Annotated in this window: 17 protein-coding genes and 1 pseudogene; 5 read left to right on the top strand and 13 right to left on the bottom strand. The window is 72.7% G+C overall.

Annotation, left to right across the window (positions count from 1 at the left end; genetic code table 11):
* Window positions 1–2 precede the first annotated feature (2 nt).
* From PHA84_RS11250 to PHA84_RS11235, 3 genes are all read right to left on the bottom strand, one after another.
* A complete protein-coding gene (locus PHA84_RS11250; protein ID WP_270888192.1) occupies window positions 3–1,394 on the bottom strand; it encodes a sigma 54-interacting transcriptional regulator in 1,392 nt (463 codons plus the stop codon).
* Window positions 1,395–1,488: 94 nt separating this feature from the next.
* On the bottom strand, window positions 1,489–2,706 hold the full coding sequence (locus PHA84_RS20705; RefSeq protein WP_333742290.1) for an SRPBCC family protein: 1,218 nt from the start codon (window positions 2,704–2,706) through the stop codon (window positions 1,489–1,491).
* Window positions 2,707–2,886: 180 nt separating this feature from the next.
* Window positions 2,887–3,465 carry a nucleotidyltransferase family protein gene (locus PHA84_RS11235; RefSeq protein ID WP_270888191.1) on the bottom strand — a complete coding sequence of 193 codons (579 nt, stop codon included), beginning with the start codon at window positions 3,463–3,465 and terminating at the stop codon, window positions 2,887–2,889.
* Here PHA84_RS11235 and PHA84_RS11230 point away from each other — a divergent pair.
* On the top strand, window positions 3,464–4,312 hold the full coding sequence (locus PHA84_RS11230; RefSeq protein ID WP_270888190.1) for an endonuclease/exonuclease/phosphatase family protein: 849 nt from the start codon (window positions 3,464–3,466) through the stop codon (window positions 4,310–4,312). The two genes, PHA84_RS11235 and PHA84_RS11230, sit on opposite strands and share 2 nt — an antisense overlap.
* Window positions 4,313–4,589: 277 nt before the next feature.
* Window positions 4,590–6,167 (top strand): S8 family peptidase, encoded by a 1,578-nt coding sequence (locus PHA84_RS11225; protein ID WP_270888189.1) that lies wholly within the window; start codon window positions 4,590–4,592, stop codon window positions 6,165–6,167.
* A 183-nt stretch (window positions 6,168–6,350) separates the two neighbouring features.
* Here PHA84_RS11225 and PHA84_RS11220 read toward each other — a convergent pair whose 3' ends face one another.
* A complete protein-coding gene (locus PHA84_RS11220) occupies window positions 6,351–6,506 on the bottom strand; it encodes a hypothetical protein (protein WP_270888188.1) in 156 nt (51 codons plus the stop codon).
* 299 nt (window positions 6,507–6,805) lie between these two features.
* Between PHA84_RS11220 and PHA84_RS11215 the strand changes: the two genes are divergently transcribed.
* Window positions 6,806–7,747 carry a UDP-glucuronic acid decarboxylase family protein gene (locus tag PHA84_RS11215; protein ID WP_270888187.1) on the top strand — a complete coding sequence of 314 codons (942 nt, stop codon included), beginning with the start codon at window positions 6,806–6,808 and terminating at the stop codon, window positions 7,745–7,747.
* Here PHA84_RS11215 and PHA84_RS11210 read toward each other — a convergent pair.
* The 9 genes and pseudogenes from PHA84_RS11210 to PHA84_RS11170 form a co-directional block, all read right to left on the bottom strand.
* Complete coding sequence (locus PHA84_RS11210) at window positions 7,719–8,693, bottom strand: glycosyltransferase family 9 protein (RefSeq protein WP_270888186.1); 975 nt, start codon at window positions 8,691–8,693, stop codon at window positions 7,719–7,721. The two genes, PHA84_RS11215 and PHA84_RS11210, sit on opposite strands and share 29 nt — an antisense overlap.
* Window positions 8,690–9,388 (bottom strand): SDR family oxidoreductase, encoded by a 699-nt coding sequence (locus PHA84_RS11205; RefSeq protein WP_270888185.1) that lies wholly within the window; start codon window positions 9,386–9,388, stop codon window positions 8,690–8,692. Before PHA84_RS11205 ends, PHA84_RS11210 begins: the two co-directional genes overlap by 4 nt.
* Window positions 9,389–9,401: 13 nt before the next feature.
* Window positions 9,402–10,856 carry a PfkB family carbohydrate kinase gene (locus PHA84_RS11200; RefSeq protein WP_270888184.1) on the bottom strand — a complete coding sequence of 485 codons (1,455 nt, stop codon included), beginning with the start codon at window positions 10,854–10,856 and terminating at the stop codon, window positions 9,402–9,404.
* The gene (locus PHA84_RS20785; RefSeq protein WP_442952880.1) at window positions 10,853–11,416 is read right to left on the bottom strand and encodes a D-sedoheptulose-7-phosphate isomerase; all 564 of its coding nucleotides are present in this window, start codon (window positions 11,414–11,416) and stop codon (window positions 10,853–10,855) included. The genes PHA84_RS11200 and PHA84_RS20785 overlap by 4 nt, the downstream gene beginning before the upstream one ends.
* A 57-nt stretch (window positions 11,417–11,473) precedes the next feature.
* Window positions 11,474–12,679, bottom strand: a pseudogene (locus PHA84_RS11195) (glycosyltransferase); the annotation flags it as partial.
* Window positions 12,676–13,656: a glycosyltransferase gene (locus PHA84_RS11190; RefSeq protein WP_270888182.1), complete on the bottom strand. Its 981-nt coding sequence runs from the start codon at window positions 13,654–13,656 to the stop codon at window positions 12,676–12,678. The pseudogene PHA84_RS11195 and the gene PHA84_RS11190, both read right to left, overlap by 4 nt.
* Entirely contained in the window at window positions 13,653–14,729 is a 1,077-nt protein-coding gene (locus PHA84_RS11185; RefSeq protein ID WP_270888181.1) for a glycosyltransferase family 9 protein, read from the bottom strand. Before PHA84_RS11185 ends, PHA84_RS11190 begins: the two co-directional genes overlap by 4 nt.
* A gap of 70 nt (window positions 14,730–14,799) precedes the next feature.
* Window positions 14,800–16,353, bottom strand: a complete 1,554-nt coding sequence (locus PHA84_RS20700) for an HAD-IIIA family hydrolase (RefSeq protein WP_333742289.1) — start codon at window positions 16,351–16,353, stop codon at window positions 14,800–14,802.
* Window positions 16,350–18,035: a carbamoyltransferase family protein gene (locus PHA84_RS11170; RefSeq protein WP_270888180.1), complete on the bottom strand. Its 1,686-nt coding sequence runs from the start codon at window positions 18,033–18,035 to the stop codon at window positions 16,350–16,352. Before PHA84_RS11170 ends, PHA84_RS20700 begins: the two co-directional genes overlap by 4 nt.
* A gap of 122 nt (window positions 18,036–18,157) precedes the next feature.
* On the opposite strand from PHA84_RS11170, the gene PHA84_RS11165 reads away from it, so the two are divergent.
* Both PHA84_RS11165 and PHA84_RS11160 read left to right on the top strand, forming a co-directional pair.
* The gene (locus tag PHA84_RS11165; RefSeq protein WP_270888179.1) at window positions 18,158–19,573 is read left to right on the top strand and encodes an aldehyde dehydrogenase family protein; all 1,416 of its coding nucleotides are present in this window, start codon (window positions 18,158–18,160) and stop codon (window positions 19,571–19,573) included.
* Window positions 19,566–20,462 carry a glycosyltransferase family 2 protein gene (locus tag PHA84_RS11160; RefSeq protein WP_270888178.1) on the top strand — a complete coding sequence of 299 codons (897 nt, stop codon included), beginning with the start codon at window positions 19,566–19,568 and terminating at the stop codon, window positions 20,460–20,462. The genes PHA84_RS11165 and PHA84_RS11160 overlap by 8 nt, the downstream gene beginning before the upstream one ends.
* The last annotated feature ends 98 nt before the right edge of the window (window positions 20,463–20,560 follow it).

The raw sequence follows: 20,560 nt of genomic DNA, 5'->3' as shown, positions 1-20,560 counted from the left end.
GGCTACGCCCCGTAGACGGTGCGACCGGCCACGGTGTCCTTGTCGAGCCGGCGGGTCAGGTGCAGCCCCTCCAGGACGAGCTCGACAGCGGCGGCGACGACACCCGGCGCCGCGTCGTCGCCGTGCCCCAGCCGGTCCAGGACCTTGGAGAGCCCGGGGGTCGGCCCCAGCTGGGCCAGCAGGTCCGCAGCCGGGACGAGCTCGCCCGTCTCGACGACCTCGCCGTTCGCGAACAGGTCGGTGAACCCCGACAGGTCCAGGCCGCCGAGCCTGGCGCGGAAGGTCTCGGCCGTGGCGACCCGGAGCAGGTGGTCCAGGACGTCGCGCTCACGACCCTCCTCTCCCATCTCGAACTCCACCTTGCCCAGCAGCGTAGGCACCACGGTGGGGACGTCACAGATCCTCGCCACGGCCTCCTGCTCGCCGACCCGGGCGGCGCGCCGCAGGGCGGAAGCGGCAACGCTCTCGGCGCCGGCGATGGAGAACCGGGCCGACACCCCAGAACGCTGGTCGACCGCGGAGGACTCACGAAGACCCCGGGTGAACCGGGCAACCACCTCGACCAGGTGCTCGGGTACCTGCGCCACCAGGTCGGCCTCCTGGGTGATGAGCCTGACCTCGTCCTCCACGTCCTGCTGGTAATGCGTGCGGATCTCCGCGCCGAAGCGGTCCTTGAGCGGGGTGATGATGCGGCCGCGGTTGGTGTAGTCCTCGGGGTTGGCGGTCGCCACGAGGAGCAGGTCCAGCGGCAGCCGCAGCGAGTAGCCGCGGATCTGGATGTCGCGCTCCTCCAGCACGTTGAACAGCGCCACCTGGATCCGCTCGGCCAGGTCCGGCAGCTCGTTCAGACCGAAGACCCCGCGGTTCGAGCGCGGTACCAGCCCGTAGTGGACGGTCTCGGGGTCGCCGAGGGTCCGCCCTTCCGCCACCTTGACGGGGTCCACGTCCCCGACGAGGTCGCCGACGCTCGTGTCGGGCGTCGCCAGCTTCTCGGTGTAGCGCTCCGTCCGGTGCCGCCATACCACGGGCAGGTCGTCGCCGAGCTCGGCCTCGAGCCGCCGGCACCGGACGCACACCGGCCGGACGGGGTCGTCGTTCACCTCGCAGCCTTCGACGGCGGGCGTCCACTCGTCGAGCAGCTGTCCCAGGGTCCGCATCAGCCTCGACTTGCCCTGGCCCCGTTCCCCGAGGAGCACCAGGTCGTGGCCGGCCAGCAGTGCCGCCTCCAGCTCTGGCAGCACCGTGTCGTCGAACCCGACGATCCCCGGAAAGGCCTCCGCGCCGGTGCGTAGACGGGCGAGGAGGTTCTCGCGGAGCTCTTGCTTCACCGAGCGGTGCGCGTAGCCGGTGGCCACGAGCTCGCCGAGGGTGCGCTGCACAGGAGTGGGCGTCATGACCTGAATCTACGTCCGCCGCCGCGACGCCGACACCAGGGCAGTCAGAAGCCTGAGTGCTGGTCCCCGGCAGGCGGCGGGGACCAGCATGCAGTCAGGCGACCGTTCGGCCGGAGAGCCTGTCCCGGAGCCGGTCGACGAGCCCGACGCCCGGACCCACCGCCTTGTGGAAGAGCTCGGAGTTCGGCGCGGAGGGGTGCGGGCGAGTCGGCGCGAGCTTCTTCGCCGTCTCCACCTTGCCGGCGATCTCCACCAGCTCCTCGCGTGGGACGCTGGCACGCAGCTGCGGGAACTGCTCGCTCTCCTCGTCAGCCACGTGGTCCGCCAGGACGGAGTCCAGATGGGTGACCACCTCGGTGAACCGGGGGTCCTCCGGGTTCAGAGCCTCCAGCTCCTTCATCGTCTTCTCGATCTCCTTGTGCTCGGCGATGTCGTGCTCCACGGCCGCCTCCCCGTCCGGAAGATGCTTGCGCATCGCCGGGTAGACGTACATCTCCTCGGCGACGGCGTGCCGCACGACCTCGGTGATGAGCACGTCGGTCAGCTCGCGCGCCTCGCCCAGGTCGGTCGTCCCCAGGATCTGGGTGAGCAGCTCGGTGGCCTCCTGATGGTCGAGCGTCAGCACGTCCACCACATCGAGCGGCGGCAGGTCCACACCGGTTGCGGGCGCCACGTCGACGCCTTCCCCGGCTGAGGTGTCGGCTGACCCGCTCATCGCCTTGGCCGCGACCGCACCGGCGGCGAGGGCGGCGGCGCCGACCGCCCCGGCAGCGACGGCCTTTCCGGAGATCCCGCTCTTCCCGTCGTCGCCACGGGAGAGGTCGGCCGCGTCGACCGACGGCGTGCCGATATCGAGGTCCTCGTTCACCCCACCTCGCCAGCCGCCGGTCTCGCCGGACCGCCCCTCGATGAAGGACTTGAACCGCTCGAGGTCGGCCTCCGCCTGACGTCCCACGACACCGAGCGCGTCGCCGGCCTTCTCCACCATGCCCTCGGGCTCGTACTCCAGCTCCAAGGTCACCTGGGTGCGGCCGTCATCGAGCGGGGAGAAGTAGACGGCTCCGGCGTTGGTGGCACCCGCCAGGGCGGCCCACGCGACCTTGGTGTCCGGGACCTGCTCCAGGATCGCGGCGTCCCACTCGCGGCGTACCCCGGCGATCTCGGCCACCCAGTGCAGGGTGGTCTCGTCCAGCTGGGTGACCTCCTGGACCCCGTTCATGAACTGGGGGAACTCCTCGAACTGGGTCCACTGGTTGTACGCCGTCCGGACGGGCACGTCGACCTCGACCGACTTCTGCACCTTCGTGCTCATGTCTCTTCCTCTCTTGCGACGGCTGGTGTGCGAGACGTGTACCCGCGCGGCGTGGGCGCAACCCCCGTTCCCCGGCCCGGGCCCCCGGGCACGGGCGTCGTGCTCCTCCGAAACGCGTGACCGTGCACAGAGGGGCCGACCAGAGTGGTCGCCAGCAGAGTGGTGGGCCAGGAGAGTGGCTCAGAGGTCTTGGTCGGGGCCAGCGGCTCCCGGGACGACGTCGAGCCGCCGCAGCAGGAACAGCAAGGCTGCCGCGAAGTCGTTGTCCTTGGTCTCCCTGGCGACGTGCTCCCAGTCGACCTGTTCGCGCAACGCTCGGGCGACCGGCAGTAGCCGCGAGAAGTCGCAGTACTGCTCCCGTAGGACGCTCAGCTTCCCGACGATGAGGTCGGTCGCCGGCAGCACGGGCATCTGGACCGACAGTACCTCCAGCGGGACGGCCCGCTCCAGGTCCTCGCGGACCGCACTGCGCCCGGCCGCCCGGAAGATCACGTCGACCAGGGCGCCGTCGAGGTACACCTTGAAGAGCCAGTCCTCCGGCGGCTGCACCACGTCGAAGTCCTTGTCGGCCAGCACCCGCACGGCCTCGGCCGCGTCCTGCTCGGCCACGATGAAGTCGACGTCGTGGTCCGGCTCCGGGCCGCCGAGGGCCCAGACCGCGTACCCCCCGGTCAGCGCGAAGGGGAGCCCCGACTCCTTGAGGGCGACCGCCACCGCCTTCAGTGCCGTACGAAGGTTCTCCTGGTCCTGTCCTTCCATGCGGGGGGTGATACCCCCTGGGGTGCGGGCCAAGCAGGGCGTCCACGACGGCGGCTTCGGGACTGCTCGAGCCGGGTATGGGGGTCTCGTGCGCGTAGCGACGTTCAACATCCTCAACGGCCGCGTCCCGACGGACCAGCACGTCGACCTCCGGGGGCTCGAGGAGTCGGTGCGACTGCTCGACGCGGACGTGCTGGCCCTTCAGGAGGTCGACCGCAACCAGCACCGGTCCAACGACGCGGACCTCACCGCCATCGCCGCCGAGGCGATGGCTGCCCCCGAGCATCGGTTCGTGGCGGCCCTGGCCGGTACGGCGGGGACGACGTGGATCGCCGCGACGGGGGAGGAGCAGCCCGACGCCGCGGCGTACGGCATCGCACTCGTCTCGCGCTTCCCAGTGCATGGCTGGGAGGTCATCCGGCTGGCGCCGCTGCGGACCCGGGTCCCGTTCTGGTTCAAGGGTCGCAAGCTGCCGTACCTCGTCCACGACGAGCCGCGGGTGGCGGTCGTGGCGACGGTCGAGACACCGCGCGGGCTCGTGACCTTCGTCAACACACACCTGTCCTTCATCCCGGGGTGGAACGCCCGACAGCTGCGCCATCTGGTCCGTAGCCTGGCCGGCCGGCCAGGGCCCACGGTCCTCGTCGGCGACCTCAACATGGGGCCCAAGCAGGCCGGGCGTCTGACCCGGATGCGAGCCGCGGCCTCGCACCCCACCTTCCCGGTGGACGGCCCGAGGGAGCAGCTCGACCACATCCTGCTGTCCGACGGCCTGGTCGCCTCCCACGGGCAGGCGCATGCGCTGCCCATCTCGGACCACAGGGCCTTGAGCGTCGAGCTGTCCTGACTACGGGCCGGGCTCTGCTGCGGCGCGCTTCGACTTTTTTCTCTCCGGCGGTATCAGCCACCCCGCCCGCCCCTCTTGTGGTGTGGGTCCGAAGGGATCCGGAAGGACCGGGTTCCGGGACTTCAGTACACATCGACAGCACCACGGGCAGGGGCCACGCGGTGCTGGCAGCCGCGGCGACCGACGGGGGACGCCTGCGGAGGACGGCGGCTCGCCGACCGTCACAACTCATCCCATCGGGTGGCTTCCGCCGGGACGCCATCAGGAAAGGTCAGTCATGTCTGTCACAGCATCACCCACCGACGAGGCGACGCCTCGTTCCGCTCGTCACCGCAGTGGCACCGCGTGGGCTCTCGCCCTCGCTGCAACGGTGTCCGCCGTCTCACTCTGTGCGGCGGGGCCGGCCCAGGCCGACCACACGGCACCGCTCAAGGCGAGCAGCGGAAAGCTGCTGGCCGACAAGTACATCGTGGTGCTCAACGACGGGGCCAGCGGCGCCGCGACGGCGAAGCGCCTCGGCGTCAAGACGAGCCACGTGTACTCGGCCACGATCGACGGCTTCTCCGCGACCCTGACCAAGGCGCAGCTGTCCAAGGTCCGCCACGACGCGTCGGTCAAGTACGTGTCCCAGGACGGCCAGGTGACCGCGGTCGCCACGAAGCCGACACCGCCGATGACGAGTGCCCGGGTCGCCCCTGGCAGCGTCCGGCAGAGCTCCGGTCCCTCGTCCCAGGTGGTCCAGGGTGGCGCCACGTGGGGCATCGACCGCATCGACCAGCGCACCGGGCTCAACGGCCAGTACCTCTACACCACGACCGGTCTGGGCGTCCGCGCCTACGTCGTGGACACCGGCATCTACACCGCGCACAGCCAGTTCGGTGGCCGGGCCACTGTCGGGTTCGACGCGCTGGGCGGCAACGGCCAGGACTGCAACGGCCACGGGACGCACGTCGCGGGCACCATCGGTGGCGCCACGTACGGTGTGGCCAAGCAGGTCTCCCTCACCGCGGTGCGGGTCCTGGACTGCAGCGGCAGCGGGTCCTGGTCCGGCTTCATCGCCGGCGCGGACTACGTGACGTACACCCACAACGGTCCGTCCGTCGCGAACGCCAGCCTCGGTGGCGGCTACAACGCGGCCGTCAACGACGCCGTCGCACGCTCGACCGCACAGGGCGTCACGTGGGCCATCGCGGCGGGCAACTCCGCGACCGACGCCTGCACGCAGTCGCCGGGCTCCAGCCCGTCGGCGATCACCGTCGGTGCGACCCTGTACTCGGGCGGGTACGACTACAAGGCCGGGTTCTCCAACTACGGCCCATGCGTGGACATCTTCGCCCCCGGTCAGAGCATCACGTCGTCGTGGATCGGCAGCACCACCGCCATCAACACCATCAGCGGCACGTCGATGGCGTCACCTCACGTGGCCGGCCTCGCGGCGCTCTACCTCCAGCAGAACCCGTACGCCACCCCGGCGCTGGTCAGCGACGCGCTGAAGTCGACGTCGGCCCGCAACGTGGTCTACTCGGCCGGCACGGGGTCGCCGAACCTGTTCGCCCGCAAGTGGAACTCCAACCTGCTCTCCGGGCAGCAGTCGGTCCAGCCTGACGGCTCGTACTGGTACCAGGCCAACCCCGGCTACATCCAGGGCTGGGTCCAGGGCACGGCCGGCACGGACACCGACCTCCTCCTCGACCGGTGGAACGGCAGCAGCTGGGTGCTGGTCGCCGCCTCGACCTCCCTGTCGAACAAGGAGCGGGTCGTCTACAACGGAGCCGGCGCGAGCTACTACCGCTTCCGGATCCTGAACTACAGCGGCGCGGGCAGCTCGGACCTGTTCACCAACCACCCGAACTGACAGGGCCGAAGGCCTGGGACAACCGTCACGACGAGGCCCGGGACTGCAGAAGCACGAACGGAGGCCGGAGCGACCGCTCCGGCCTCCTTTCGTCGTGCCCGGCCACGCAAGGTCGCAGGCAGCGCCATGGTTGCCGCTGCCTTGGACACCTGGCGCCACGGTGGCTGCTGCTGGACATCACACCTAGCAGGCGGAGTCCAGCCCCAGGGCGCGGTCCACCTCGGACTGGTGAAGGGGCCGGCCGACCGCGGTGACGGTATCCATGACGTCTGCGAGCAAGGTGATCTCCTGCTCGAGGGCGGTGTCGCTGAGCAGTCGGGCGGGATCGCTGGGAACCATGGTGCGCTTTCTCGAGTGATGAGGGTCGACGGTAACCCGCGGTGGCAGGTCGTCCTGCCCCGGCGCGGGCCCCACCCGCGAAATGGCCCGAACGGGTGATGCCAGCCCTACGTTCGGCGGGCAGACTGAACGCGACGTTCAGCCGTCGACGGGTCAAACAGCCGGCCCACCGGACTGCGCTGACCGACCCGGCGCCCCCGTTCTCATCGAGAGCGGGGGCGCTCGCATCTGCCACGGCCGTTTTGCCGCACTCGACTTCGGGTAGACCACCGCCGACCGAGGTTTGCGAGGAGGATGTCGTGCGCGTTGTCGTGACCGGTGGCGCAGGGTTCCTGGGAAGCCACCTGTGCCAGAGGCTGCTGGAGAACGGGTCGGAGGTGCTCTGCCTGGACAACTTCGTCACGGGTAGTGCCGACAACGTCGCGCACCTCATGGCACATCCAGGTTTCCGGCTCGTGCACTGTGACGTGACGAACTTCGTGCACGTGCCCGGCAAGGTCGACCTGGTCCTGCACTTCGCCTCGCCGGCCTCGCCGGTCGACTACCTCAAGCTGCCCATCGACACGCTCAAGGTGGGTGCGGTCGGCACCTGGCACGCCCTGGGTCTGGCGAAGGAGAAGGGCGCCCGGCTGGTGCTCGCGTCCACCTCCGAGGTGTACGGCGACCCCCAGGTGCACCCCCAGCCGGAGGACTACTGGGGGCACGTGAACCCGATCGGTCCGCGAGGGGTCTACGACGAGGGCAAGCGGTACGGGGAGGCGCTGGTGACGGCGTACCGCACCAGCGAGGGCGTCGACGCGGGCATCGTCCGCATCTTCAACACCTACGGGCCGCGCATGCGGCCGTACGACGGTCGCGCCATCCCGACGTTCATCCGCCAGGCGCTGCTCAACCAGCCGCTCACCGTGGCCGGCGACGGCTCGCAGACCCGCTCCGTCTGCTATGTCGACGACCTCGTCACGGGCGTCGTGGCGTTCGCGGAGTCCGGCCATCCGGGTCCGGTGAACATCGGCAACCCCCAGGAGATGTCAGTCCTTCGTATCGCCGAGGACGTCCTGGCCGCCACCAGGTCGGACTCGGAGATCAAGCTCGTCGACCTGCCGACCGACGACCCGAAGGTCCGCCGACCCGACACCACCCTCGCCCGTCGGCTGCTCGGGTGGGAGCCGGTCGTCCCCTGGGAGCAGGGCCTGGCCCACACGGTCGAGTGGTTCAGGGGAGTGGAGCTCGAGGCCGGCTGACGACTGGGTCCAGCAGGCTGGCCAGTAGCTCGGATGCGGCGGCCAGGACCTCGGATACCGTGGTTCGGGCCAGCCGGACGTCCGTCGTGGCGCCGTGCGGGTCCCCGGGCGGGTCTCCCGGTCGCGGGTGCCACAGCACCTTGTGCAGCTGCGGGTCGACCAGCGGCCCCCAGGTCCTCGCAGGGGTCGGCCCGAAGAGCAGCACCGACGGCGTCCCGTAGGCGGTGGCGAGGTGCGCGACCCCGGTGTCCCCGCAGAGCGCCAGTGCGGCGGAGCCCACGAGCTGCGCGAGGGCCGCCACGTCGTAGCGACCGCAGCCGTCGACGGCCCGGGGGTCCGCAGCGGCCACCTGCGCGCAGAGCTCGGCTTCCGAGGGCGTGCCGGTCACGACCACGTCGTGACCGTCTGCTGCGAGCGCGGCGACGACGGCGGCCCACCGCTCGGCTGCCCAGCGCCGCGAGGGCGACGCAGCACCGGGATGGACGACGACATGCGGGGCGCGCGGCAGCGGGGGTAGGCGGAGGTCCTCGGCGTCACACCATCCACCAGCCCAGCGGGCCAACGCACACCAGCGTTCGACCTCGTGGTCGTTCTCGGGCCACGGCGGACCGTCCGCGGGGGAGGCCTCGGGTGGCCTGAAGGCGATGAGCCGCCCTGGGCGCAGGGCGCGCAAGAGGTTGTGGCTCTGCGGACCTCGCCCGTGCAGGTTGACGGCGACGTCCGGCGGTGGGCCGGTCCAGGCGAGGGCCGTCAGCCCCTCGGTGGGTAGCACCGCGTCCACGACGCCGAGGTCTCGCAGCCACGTGGAGAGGGTCGCCGGGCCGGCCAGCACCAGGCGGGCCCGGGGGAACGCCCGGCGTAGCCCGCGCAACGCGGGCACGCCGGTGAGTGCGTCCCCCAGGCCCAGCGCGCGCAGCGCGAGGACGGTGCCCGCCGGGGTGCTCACGGCCAGGAGGGCTCGGTGGAGGTGGCCACCACCAGCTCACGGACCTCGCAGCCCACGGGCATCTGGAGCGCCGAGAGCACCGCGTGGGCGACGTCCGCCGGGTCGCTCAGCTGCGCGTCGGGCCCAGGCCGGTACTGCTCCGTGCGACCGTCGAAGAAGTGCGTCCGCATCCCTCCCGGGACAAGGAGGGTGACGCCGACCCGGCCGGCGAGCTCCATGGCCAGGGCGCGCGTGAACCCGACCACGCCGAACTTCGAGGCGCAGTATGCCGTGGCGTCACCTGCCGGCCGAAGGCCCAGCGTGGAGGCCACCGTCACGACGGTGCCCCGAGTGCGCTCGAGGTGCGGCAGGCAGGCCCGGATGACGGCGGCCGTGCCGAAGAGGTTGACGCGGACAACGCGTTCCCACGTCTGCGCGTCGATCTCGGCGAGCGGGCCGCAGGCGTCCGTGCCGGCCGCGGTCACGACAGCCTGGGGTGGTCCGACGGTCGACACCAGCTCCGCGACGGCCTGGTGTGCCGCCTCGGTGTCCGCCAGGTCCGCCACGGCGTGGGCGATGGTGGCGTCCTCCGGGGCGACCCGGTCGATAACCGCGGGGACTCCGCCGGCCTTCTCGACGGCCGCGACGAGCGCCGCCCCCAGGCCACTGGAACCTCCCGTGATGTAGACGACTCCCAGGTCACGCTGCTCACTCATGCTGTCTCCTCGCTCACGGTGCGGCGGCCAGGATGGCCGTCGTCGAATGGCCTGACAGGTAGGGGACCAGGACGACCCTGCCGCCCCAGCTGCGGACCTGCGCGGCCTCGGGAAGGTCCGCTCCCTCGTAGTCGCCGCCCTTCACCCAGAGGTCGGGGCGCAGTGCGTCCAGAGCCTCCGCCGGGCTGTCCTCGTCGAACACCACGACGGCATCGACGCAGGCCAGTCCGCGTAGAACGGTGGCACGGTCCTCCGCCGGCTGCGCCGGGCGCCCCTCGCCCTTGAGCCGTCGGACGCTGTCGTCGGAGTTGATGAGCACGACCAGGGCGTCCCCGAGGCGGCGGGCTGCCTCCAGGCACGAGACGTGGCCGGCGTGCAGGATGTCGTAGCAGCCACCGGTCGCCACTACAGTTCCTCCCTCCGCCCGGACGCGTCGTACGAGGTCCATGGCGGACTCCGGCTGTCCAGCGCCGGCGGACGCGGCACGGGAGAACGCAGCGGAACGGCCTGTCGAGCGACCAGCGGAACCCGCAGCGGACCCGTCAGGGTGGGAGACCGGCGTGCGGTCGTCGTGCCGGGCGCGGCGCTCTCGGAAACCTGACGTGCCACCGGCCTGGACCCAGCCACGGGCCTGAAGTACGGCGGCGCTGACGGCCTCACTCGTCGTGCTGGCGCCTGCGAGGGCGGTGACGGCCGCCGCGACGAAGGCGTCGCCGGCCCCGCAGACATCGCCGTCCACGGCCGTGGTGGGCGCATACACCGGCTCTCCGGCGGTCGTGGCGAGCCAGGCCCCGGTGGCTCCGGTGGTCACGCAGACCGCCTTCGCCGACCACAGCCGGACCAGCTCGCGGGCGACCTCGTCGGGCGGCGCGGTCGGCAGACCGGCCGCGGCCCTGGCCTCGTCGAGGTTCGGCGTGACGAGGGCGCACCCAGGGATGGGGCGGGGACCGCGGGGGTGGGGGTCCCAGACGACCGGGTGGTGGCCCGCGCGGGCGGTGAGCACCTCGCGAAGCTGCTCGTGAGCCGACATACCCGCGCCGTAACAGGAGACGAGTACTACGTCGGCCGACTCCAGCGCCCTCACCGCCTCGGCCGGGAGAGGGCCGAGAGGGCGCGCGGGGCCGCCCTCGTCGACGCGCAGCAGCGACTGCCCGCCGCTGCGGACCCGGGTCTTGCACCGGGTTGCGCCGTCCTGAGCCAGGCCCAGCACGCGCACGCCGGCCTGCTCGAACGCGTCCCGCAGCAGCCGGGCGGGCGCGTCGTCCGCGAACGGCGCGACGAGGGTGACCTCGACGCCGGGCTGCACGCACAGCAGCGCGCTCAGCCCCGCCCCGCCTGGACCGGCCGACTCGGAGTCCACGTCGACGACCGGCACGGGCGCATCCGGGCAGAGGCGCTCCACCCGACCCACGAGGTCGCGGTCCACCACCACGTCGCCGACGACGACGACCCTGCCTCGGCGGCTCACGCGCTCGCCTCCCGGGCGCTCGGCGACAGCAGCTCACCTCGGGCCTGCAGGGTGGCATCCATGGCCGCACAGATCGCGTGGACGGCCGCCAGGTGCACCTCCTGCACCGCAGCGGTCGAGCCGGCGGTGATCGTCAGAGCCTCGTCGGCGAGCGCGGCCAGGGGGTTGGGTGCCGGCCCGGTCAGGGCCCACACCTGCAGACCCAGCTCGTGGCCGCGCTTGGCTGCGTGCACCACGTTGCCGCTGGTCCCACTCGTGGAGAGCAGCACCAGGATGTCGCCCGGCCGCCCGTGCGCCTCGACCTGACGCGCGAAGATCTCCTCGGCTCCGTAGTCGTTGAGGATCGCGGTCAGGCTGGAGGTCTCGGCGCACAGGGAAAGCGCCGAGAGCGGTCGCCGCTCCCCGCAGAAGCGCCCGACCAGCTCGGCGGTGAGGTGCTGCGCCTCGGCCGCGCTTCCACCGTTCCCCGCGGCGAGCAGCTTGGCGCCTCCCACCAGGCAGGTCGCGAGCTGCTCCCCCCACTGGCGGACCAGCGCGTGCTGGGCGAGCAGGCTCTGCATCCCGTCCTGGAACTCGCGCGCGTGCGCCTCCAGCCAGCTCCTCGTCCGGTCCAGGCTGGGCTGGGGCTGGCTGCCGGCTCTCGACACCGCCTCCACGAGCGCGCGTTCGGTCTGCGCGGTGACGACCGACCAGTCGTACCGCGCGACGGCGCGCGCCCGCGCGCTGCGGCCCCATTGGCGTGCCAGGGCAGGGTCAGCCAGGAGCTCCCGGATGCCGTCGGCCAGGGCCTGGGGGTCCTTGGGCCGCACCAGCCGGCCGGTCTCCCCGTCGACGACCGAGTCGAGCAGGCCACCGACCGCACTGCCGACCACGGGGCGGCCGGAGGCGGCGGCTTCCAGGGGCGTGATGCCGAAGGGCTCGTACCAGGGTGTGGCGAGCACGATGTCCGCGGACCGGTAGACCGCCGGCATCTGGGCGTGGTCGAGCTGCCCCGTCATGAGCACCCGGTCCTCGACCCCCGCCTCGCGGGCCACGGCGCGGAGCCGCCGCGCCTCGGGGTCCTCGTCGAGGAGGTCGGCAGGGGGACCGCCGGCGATGACGAGCTCCACGGTGCCAGGCAGCTCCGCCAGAGCCCTGATGGCGACGTCGAAGCCCTTGCGCTCCACCATCCTGCCGACCAGCAGCAGGCGGGTCCGGGCGTGCGGGGACGCGGCGCCGTCGGGCGTGAAGTGCGCCGTGTCGACGCCACAGGGGATCACGCGGACGTGCCGCGTGGCGACCTGCATGTGCTCCAGCTCTGCCACCTCGTCGGCGCACGTCGCGACTACCAGGTCGACGTCCCGGGCGATGGTGCGCTCGAGGTGCAGCCGCTGCCGCGGGCTGGTGTCTGCCGCTCCCTGGAACCGGCGCTTGACGCTGCCGAGCGCGTGGAACGTCTGGACCACCGCCACCCCGCGGGCGCGGCCGGCCTGCAGGGCGGCGAGGCCCGACATCCAGAAGTGGGCATGGACGACGGCCGGGTCGCCGTGGCGCTCCCAGTCCGCCTCGACCCACCGGCCGAAGTCGTCCATCAGGGGGAGCAGCTCGTCCTTGGGTACTGGATGCGCGGGTCCCACCGGGACGTGGACGACCGTGGCTCCTGGCTCGAGCGTGACCCGCTCGGGCTGGTCCGCGGACTCATGGCGTGTGTAGACCTCGACCTGGTGGCCCCGCCGAGCGAGGCCGCGGGCGAGGGCGTCGACGTGCACGTTCTGCCCGCCGGCGTCCACTCCGCCCAGCGCCGCGAGCGGGCTGGCGTGCTCGGAGATCATCGCGATCTTCATCGTGCTACCTCCTTCAGGATGAGGTCCCAGTCGGTCAGGAACCTCTCGAGCCCGTAGTGGGCGAGGGCATGGGCGCGGCCGGCGAGGCCACGGTCTCGCGCTTCTTGGGGGTCGGCCAGCCACCGCAGCGCGGTGCGACGCAGCAGGTCGAGGTCGTTGCTCACCACACCGGCCTCCGCCGGGACGGCCGCCGGCGCCTCGGTGGTGGAAAGGGCGAGCACCGGCATCCCGAGCGTCATGGCCTCCAGGAGCGAGAGGCCCAGGCTGGTCCAGCGGTAGGGGTGGAAGTAGCAGCGGTGCCGCGCCATGGCGCCGTGCAGCTCGTGCTGCGGCAGGTCGTGGACCGCTCCCACCAGCGACGGGGCTCCGTGCTCCGCGGCCACCTCGGCCAGCTGGTCGGTGCCCATGCCGTAGACGTGCAGCGGCGCGTGCCGCGCAAGGTCCAGGACGAGGTCCGTCCCGGCCACCCGCCAGCGTCGGACCGGCTCGTTGACGACCACGGCGACGCTCGGGTCGTCGCCGGTGTACAGAGGGCCCGGGTCGGGGATGCCGTGGTCGACCACCACGGTGCGCGCCTCACCGCAGTCCCAGGCCATGGCGTTGAACCGAGTGACGTGCACGACCGGCAGCCCCGCCAGCGCGCTGTCCTGCACCACAGGGTGCACACTCCGGACGGCGTGCTCGGTGGGGGCGTTGTGCTCCAGGTACACCGCGGGGACGTCCTGGCCCGCGCGAAGCCCGGTATGCCGCGCAAGCAGCTGGGCCTCGTGAGGCCGCTGCAGCACCACGACGTCGATCTCCTCCTCGCCCAGGCGCTCCAGAGGCACCTCACGGGCCGCCGCAGGCCAGTCCCACGTCCGCGCCCGCCCACGTCCGTCCGGCCCGCGGTCCGCGACGACGGGCAGCACGTACTCGTGGGAGCCGGAGACGAAGCTGGTCGTCCAGGAGCCGTGCACATGCCAGAGCAGGACCTTCACCGGACACCTCCCGCCACCCGTGCGGGAAGGCCCGTGGCCTGCGTGCTGCCTGAGCCCCCCGGTGTCCCGGCGAGCTGGCGCACCGCACCCACCACCTCTCCCGCCGTCACGGTGCCGAGGCAGGGATGACCCGGCAGCGGGCACTCCCGCGCCCGCGTGCCGCGACAGGCGGCCTGCTGGTCGCCCAGGACGAGCGCGGGCACCCCCCAGGGACCCCAGCGCTCGACGGGGACGACGGGGGAGAAGAGGCTCACCACCGGTGTGCCCACGGCCGCCGCCAGATGCGCCGGCCCCGTGTTGCCCACCACGACGCACGCAGCGTCGGCCAGGACCCGGGCGAGCTGGCCGAAGGTGGTGCGGCCCACCAGGTCGCGCACCCCCGGACCGGAGATCGCGCGGGTCTCCGCCCGCTGGTCAGCGGTGCCGGTGAGCACCACCCGCCAGCCCTCCCGCGAGAGCGCATGCGCGATCTCCGCGGCATGCCGGGGGTCGATCGAGCGGCTCGGCACGCTGGCCACCGGATGCAGGACCACGTACGGGCCGGGTAGTCGCAGGTCCGGATCTGCGGAGGGGACGTGCACCCTCAGCCGTCCGTCGTCGTGCTGCGGGCGGGGGAAACCGGCGCGTTCGGCGAGCCGCAGGGCCGCCAGGACCTCGTGGCCGCCCCCGGGACCGCCGTCATCGTCGCCCTGAGGAAGACGACGCTCCCGAAGGTCCAGCAGAGAGCCCGGGTAGTCCTCGCTCATCGCGCTGACGCGAGGCACCCCCGCCATCCGTGCGAGGAGGGCCATGGGCAAGGGGCTCTGGTGGTACGACGTGAAGATCACCGCGTCGGCGTAGCGCCGGTCCGCGAGGGTCTGCACGAGCCCGCCGAGGGCGACGGCGTCCACGGGAGGAGGCGTGTGCCCGCTCCACGGCGCGTCGAAGACCAGCACGTCTCGGACGCCGGGGAGCAGTCGGGCCGCGGCGACACCAGCGGGCGAGACCAGGAGGTCGACGCCGTCGCTTCCCGCAGCCAGGGCGCGCAGGGCAGGCCCGGTCAGCAGGACGTCGCCGTCGCTGTCGAGCCGCACCGCCAGGGTCCTGCCCCGCCTGGCGGTCGGTGCGGAGGTCTGTGCACCGGTGGTGGTCCCTCCCGGCGGCCTAGCCACGGGTCCACCCCAGGATCAGGTCGACCGCTTCGGTGAGGTCGGCTGCCACATGGGGCGCCGCCGCCACCTCCTCTGCTCGCGTCGCCCCGGTGGGCACGAGGACCGAACGGGCCCCGGCCGCGCGGGCGGCCAGGACGTCCGCCTCGATGTCACCGACGACCACGCAGTCCTGCGGCCGCAGCCGCAGCTCTCGCGCCGCGGCGTGGATCATGCCCGGGCGTGGCTTGCGGCAGTCGCAGTCGTCGGCCGGGCCGTGGACGCAGACCTGCCAGGTGTCGAAGACGCCGACCTGGGCCTGGACCTCGGCGTTGACCTCCGCGACCTGCGAGGCCGTGAGCAGACCCCGGGCCACCCCCGACTGGTTGCTGACGACCCCCAGCCGCAACCCGTGGGCACGCAGCCTGCGCACCGAGTCCGCCGCACCGGCGACCGGCCGTACCCTCGCCGGCTCACCGTTGTACGGCACGTCGTGGACCAGGGTCCCGTCACGGTCGAAGAGCACGGCTCTGGGCGCTGGGGGCCACGGCGGGGCCCCCCGGTGGCGCCACCATCCGCGAAGCCGGTGCCAGACGGCCGCCGGCGGGATGGCGGCGCTCGTCCAGAGCATGCGCGTGAGCTCGCTCCGGTCACGGGGACCGGCCTTGGTACGTCGCCAGGTGAAGTCAGCGGTGAGTACCAGCCAGCCCAGGATCCCGGCATACCCTGTGCGGCGTAGGGAACCCGAGCGTCGCCGGGCCAGCGAGGCTTCCGAGGCCGCGAGTCCCGAGACTCCAGCCGCAGCCGCGGCCAGGGTGGCGACGTGCCAGGGCAGGCGCCCCCGGCCGGTCTCTGCCAGCAGCCGCCAGTGCGGCCCGTGCAGCCGGCGCATCAGCGCGTCGTCGGAGTTTCCCCGCTGCACCGCCAGGCTGACGCCGGCGCTTGCCGGCCGTACAGGGTGGCGGATGCTTCTCGAGCCCCGTACCAGGGTCCAGCCTGCCCTCCTGACGCGCAGGGCAAGGTCAGCGTCCTCCCGGTAGGCCCGCGGGAACCGCTCGTCGAAACCGTGGACGTCCTGCAGGGCCTGGCGCCGGTAGGCCATGTCGGCGGTGGCCCAGCGGGCGTCCTGCAGACCGGCTGTGGAGCGTTCCCAGTCGGTCGGCGGGCGCTCGGCCGGAAGGGGTACGACGATGCGCCCGGAGCTCCCGGCCACCGTGGGTCCGGCCACACGGAGGTCGCCGGCCAGCTCGTCGGCCCAGGTCGGTGGCAGGACGATGTCGTCGTCCAGAAAGACCACCCATGGCGCCTTCACCACGTGCCATCCGAGGTTCCGGGCTGCCGCCGGCCCCCGCCCCAGTCCCTGGACGACCCGCACCGGCAACCGCTCGAGCAGCGTCTCCGGCACGGCCGCAGCGGGCTCGGGGTTCGGGCGGTCGTCGACGACGACGACCTCCTCGGGCAGCGGCCCGTCCTGGCCGGCCAGCGAGCGGAGCATCACCTCCAGGCTCGGCCGCGCGAGGCTCGGCACGACGACGGCATAGGTGTCCTCCGGGCGGGTCGGGGCGCTCACCGACCACCGCCGAAGAGCGCCGACCGGCGCACGAGATGAGGACCCACCACCATCGCGTCCACGGGGGCCGATCCGAAGAGCTCCAGCGCGTCGCGGGGGTCGTCGACCATGGGCCGCCCCGCCGTGTTGAGGCTCGTGTTGACCACCACGGGGAGTCCCGTGCGCTCCTCGAAGGCCCGCAGGAGGGCCGCGACGTGTGGGGTGGTCTCGTCGTCGATGGTCTGGATGCGTGCGGTGCCGTCCACGTGCACGACTGCGGGGATGCGGTCGCGCCACTGCGGTGAGACCGAGTGGACGAACAGCATGTACGGGCTTGGGAGCGGGCCGTCCCCGAAGATCTCGGCCGCCCGGTCCGCTAGCACCATCGGCGCGACGGGGCGAAACTGCTCGCGGCCCTTGACGTCGTTGAGCCGCTCGAGGTTCGACGCGCGCCCCGGGTGCGCCATCAGGGACCGGTGACCGAGTGCGCGCGGGCCGAACTCGCTGCGGCCGTCGAACCAGGCCAGCACCCCGTCGCCGGCGAGAATGTCCGCCGCCTCGCCGGCGAGGTCCTCCGGCGTCGTGAACGGTACGGCGGCGGAGTGCAGCCACGCGGCCAGGTCGTCGTCACTCCACTGCCGTCCCAGCGCGGCGGTCGTCATGGGCTCGGGCAGACGGCCGTCGTCACCCAGGCCGGCGTCGCCCTCCAGCGTTGCCTGCAGGGCCGCGCCGAGGGACGTCCCGGCGTCACCGGCGGCGGGCTGGACCCAGACCTCCTCGAAGGGCGTCTCCCGCCAGATCCGGCTGTTCGCCACGCAGTTGAGCGCGGTGCCCCCGGCCATCGTGAGCACCCGGTCTCCGGTCTGGTCGTGCAGCCATCGCGCCAGGTTGACCAGCACCTCCTCGAGCACCACCTGCACCGAGCAGGCGAGGTCGGCGTACAGCGGCGGCCAGTCGGTCTCGCCGCCGTGACGTCGCGGCGCGAAGGCCGTCCAGTCGGGCACCGGTGCGGTGAACCCGCCGTCGCCCGTGGCTCGGATCATGCCGCGCAGCTGCTCCGCGTGGACGGGCTTGCCGTAGGACGCCAGCGCCATGACCTTGAACTCGTCACTGGACCGCAGGAACCCGAGGTGGTCGGTGAGCGACTCGTAGAGCAGGCCCAGGGAGTGCGGCAGAGCCTGCGCCGCAAGCGTGTCCAGGCGGCCGTCGTGGTACCGGCCGGCCAGGTGCGACGCCTGTTCGCCTCGCCCGTCGAGGACGAGCACGCTCGTGCTGCGCCCGGGCCCGGTCACGGGGGTCGCCAGCGCGGCGGACGCGGCGTGGGCGACGTGGTGCGGGACGAACCGCACCCGGTCCCGGTCGAGCCCCGGCAGCGCGGTGCACAGGAAGCCCGGGGCGGACTCGGCGTACACCCGCCGCAGGTGGTCCCAGGGGTCGTCCAGGCCCATGTCCTCGGCAGGTTTGGCGAGTGACGGGTCGAAGGAGTAGGCGACGACGTCGAGATCCTGTGGGCGGAGCCCGGCCTCGGCCAGGCACCACCTCATGGCCTGCTCGGGCAGCTCCCACGCGGAGAAGGGCACCGGGCGCTTGCCGTGCTTGCGCCTGCTGAACCGTTCCTCCTCGGCGGCCGCGACGATCCGACCGTCCACCACGAGGGCGGCGGAGGGGTCGTGAAACAGCGCGTTGACTCCCAGAACTCGCATGCCGCCTGACTACCCGGGGAGAACCGCTTCTATTCGGTCCTGCGGAGAAACGCTTCTCCGTGCCCCTGGCGACGGTCGTGGCTGGACGTTTTGACCAGCGGTTCCTGGGGCAGGGTGCACGCGTGACCACTACCCTGACGCCCCAGGACACCCCCGTCCCTTCACCTGCCCTTGACGCCGCGGATGCACCAGACGCCGCCGAGGCGGCAGGCGCAGCGCAGGTCGCGGCGGCCGTCGAGGGCGCCGCCGATGCCGCGCGCGGCTGGCGCCGGACCTCCCCGGGCGACCGCGCCGCTGCCTTGCGCGAGGCGGCAGCACAGGTCCGCGCGCACGCCGACGACCTCGCCGGCGCGCTGTGCGACACCACCGGCAAGCTGCTGCGCGACGCGCGCGGCTCCGCCCTCGTCGCCGCCGAGCTGCTCGACGAGGCGGCCGTCACCGGTCTGGGTGCCACCGGGCGGACGCTTGCGGGCGGGAGCGGCGCGCTGGACTGGGTGAGAGCCGAGCCCCGCGGCGTCGTCGCTGTGCTGACCCCCTGGAACGACCCCTACCCCGCTGCCGCGGGCTTGCTCGCTGCGGCGCTCGTCACCGGCAACACGGTGGTCCACAAGCCCTCCGAGCGCAGCCTGGAGCCAGGGCTCCAGCTCGCGCGGCTGGTCGCCGGCTGCCTGCCGGACGGCGTGCTGCAGCTGCTGTCGGGAGACGGCGCGGTGGGTGCCCTGCTCGTGCAGGACCCGCGCGTCGACGTCGTCGCGCATGTCGGTAGCAGCGCCACGGGCGCGTGGATCAGGCAGCAGTGCGCGGCCAGGGGCGCCAAGGCGATCGTCGAGAACGGCGGCAAGGACGCGCTCCTGGTGGACGCCGGGGTGGATCCGCGGTGGGCTGCCGAGCAGATCGCCATCGGCGCCTTCACCAACGCAGGACAGCTGTGCACCTCGGTCGAGAGGGTCTACCTGCACGAGGCGGTGGCGGACGCGGTGCTGGAAGAGCTGGTCCGGGTGGCAGAGGAGCTGCGCCCGGGGGACCCTCGCGCACCCGAGACGACGCTGTGCCGGCTGGTGGACGAGCGCCAGCTACACGTGGTGGAGCAGCAGGTCGAGTCGGCCCTCGAGGCCGGTGCCTCCGCCCTGACGGGAGCTCGGCGGCTGGACCTGCCGGGAGCGTGGTACGCCCCGACGGTGCTGACCGGCTGCAGGCCCGGGATGGCGGTCATGGACGAGGAGACCTTCGGCCCGGTCGCACCCGTCATGCGCGTCCCGAGCTGGCAGGAGGCGCTGTGGGAGGCGGACAGCGGGCGCTACGGGCTGGCCGCCACCGTCCTGACCGCAGACCCCCAGCATGCGATGGAGGCCGTCGAGGTGCTGGACGTCGGCACCGTCAAGGTCAACGCGGTCTTCGGCGGGGCCCCCGGAGGTTCTGCCGACCCACGGCGCGCCAGCGGCCAGGGGCGCGGCTACGGGCCGGACCTGCTCGGGGAGCTGACCCAGCTCAAGGCCGTGCACTGGGAGCCGGTGAGTTCGGAGCTCCGCGATGGGTAACACGCCCGGACAGCAGTCGGCCGCTGCGGTGACGACCGTGGTGGCCACCCGGGACCGGTGGCCCCAGCTGCGTGAGTCTCTGCGTCACCACGAGGGTCCGGTCGTCCTGGTCGACAACCACTCCAGCGACGGGACCCCGGAGCGGGTTCGCGACGAGTTCCCCGACGTACGGGTCGTCGAGCTGCGGCGCAACCGCGGAGCCGTGGCCCGCAACGTGGGGGTGCAGTGCGCCACCACGCCGTTCGTCGCCTTCGCCGACGACGACTCGTGGTGGGCGCCCGAAGCCCTGGACCTCGCTGCGACGGTGTTCCGCGACCACCCTCGCCTGGGACTGCTGGCCGGCCGCACCCTCGTAGGCCCGCAGGAGCGTCTCGACCCGGTGTCGCAGGAGCTGGCCCGGTCCCCGCTGGGAACGGCGCCGGACCTCCCGGGTCCGTCGATCCTGGGTTTCGTCGCATGCGCTGCGGTGGTTCGCCGGAAGGCGTTCCTGCAGGCGGGCGGCTTCGACCCCGTGGTGTTCTTCATGGGAGAGGAGGAACGGCTCGCCCTGGACCTGGCGGGACTCGGCTGGGGCCTGTCGTACGTCGAGGCGGTGGTCGCGCACCACCACCCTTCGCCGGACCGCGACGCGGGCCACCGTCGCGCCCGGGAGACCCTCGCCGCCCGCAACCGGGTGCTGACCGCGCTCATGCGCCGCCGCTGGCGGACAGTGGCGCAGGTGACGCGGGACGTCGTACGTCAGGGGCCGGAGGGCCGGGCAGGCCTTGCGCAGGCAGCGCTCCGCTCGCCCCTGGCGCTGGCACGCCGCCGTCCCGTGCCACTCGAGGTGGAGCACTCCAAGGCCCTGCTCGAAGGCCGCTCGGGGCAGGCCGTCCAGGTGGCTGCCTGAGCCTTCCGGTCACTGCCTGAGCCTTGGCGGACCCTGGCGGCGTCCCGCTGAGCGGTGGTCCGCATGCCGAGGGGTGACCGGGGTAGGTACCGACATAC

It is taken from the genome of Pedococcus sp. 5OH_020 (genome assembly GCF_027812955.1).
In the GTDB taxonomy this organism is placed as follows: Bacteria; Actinomycetota; Actinomycetes; order Actinomycetales; family Dermatophilaceae; genus Pedococcus.
This window is presented reverse-complemented; position numbering and strand designations above follow the sequence as displayed.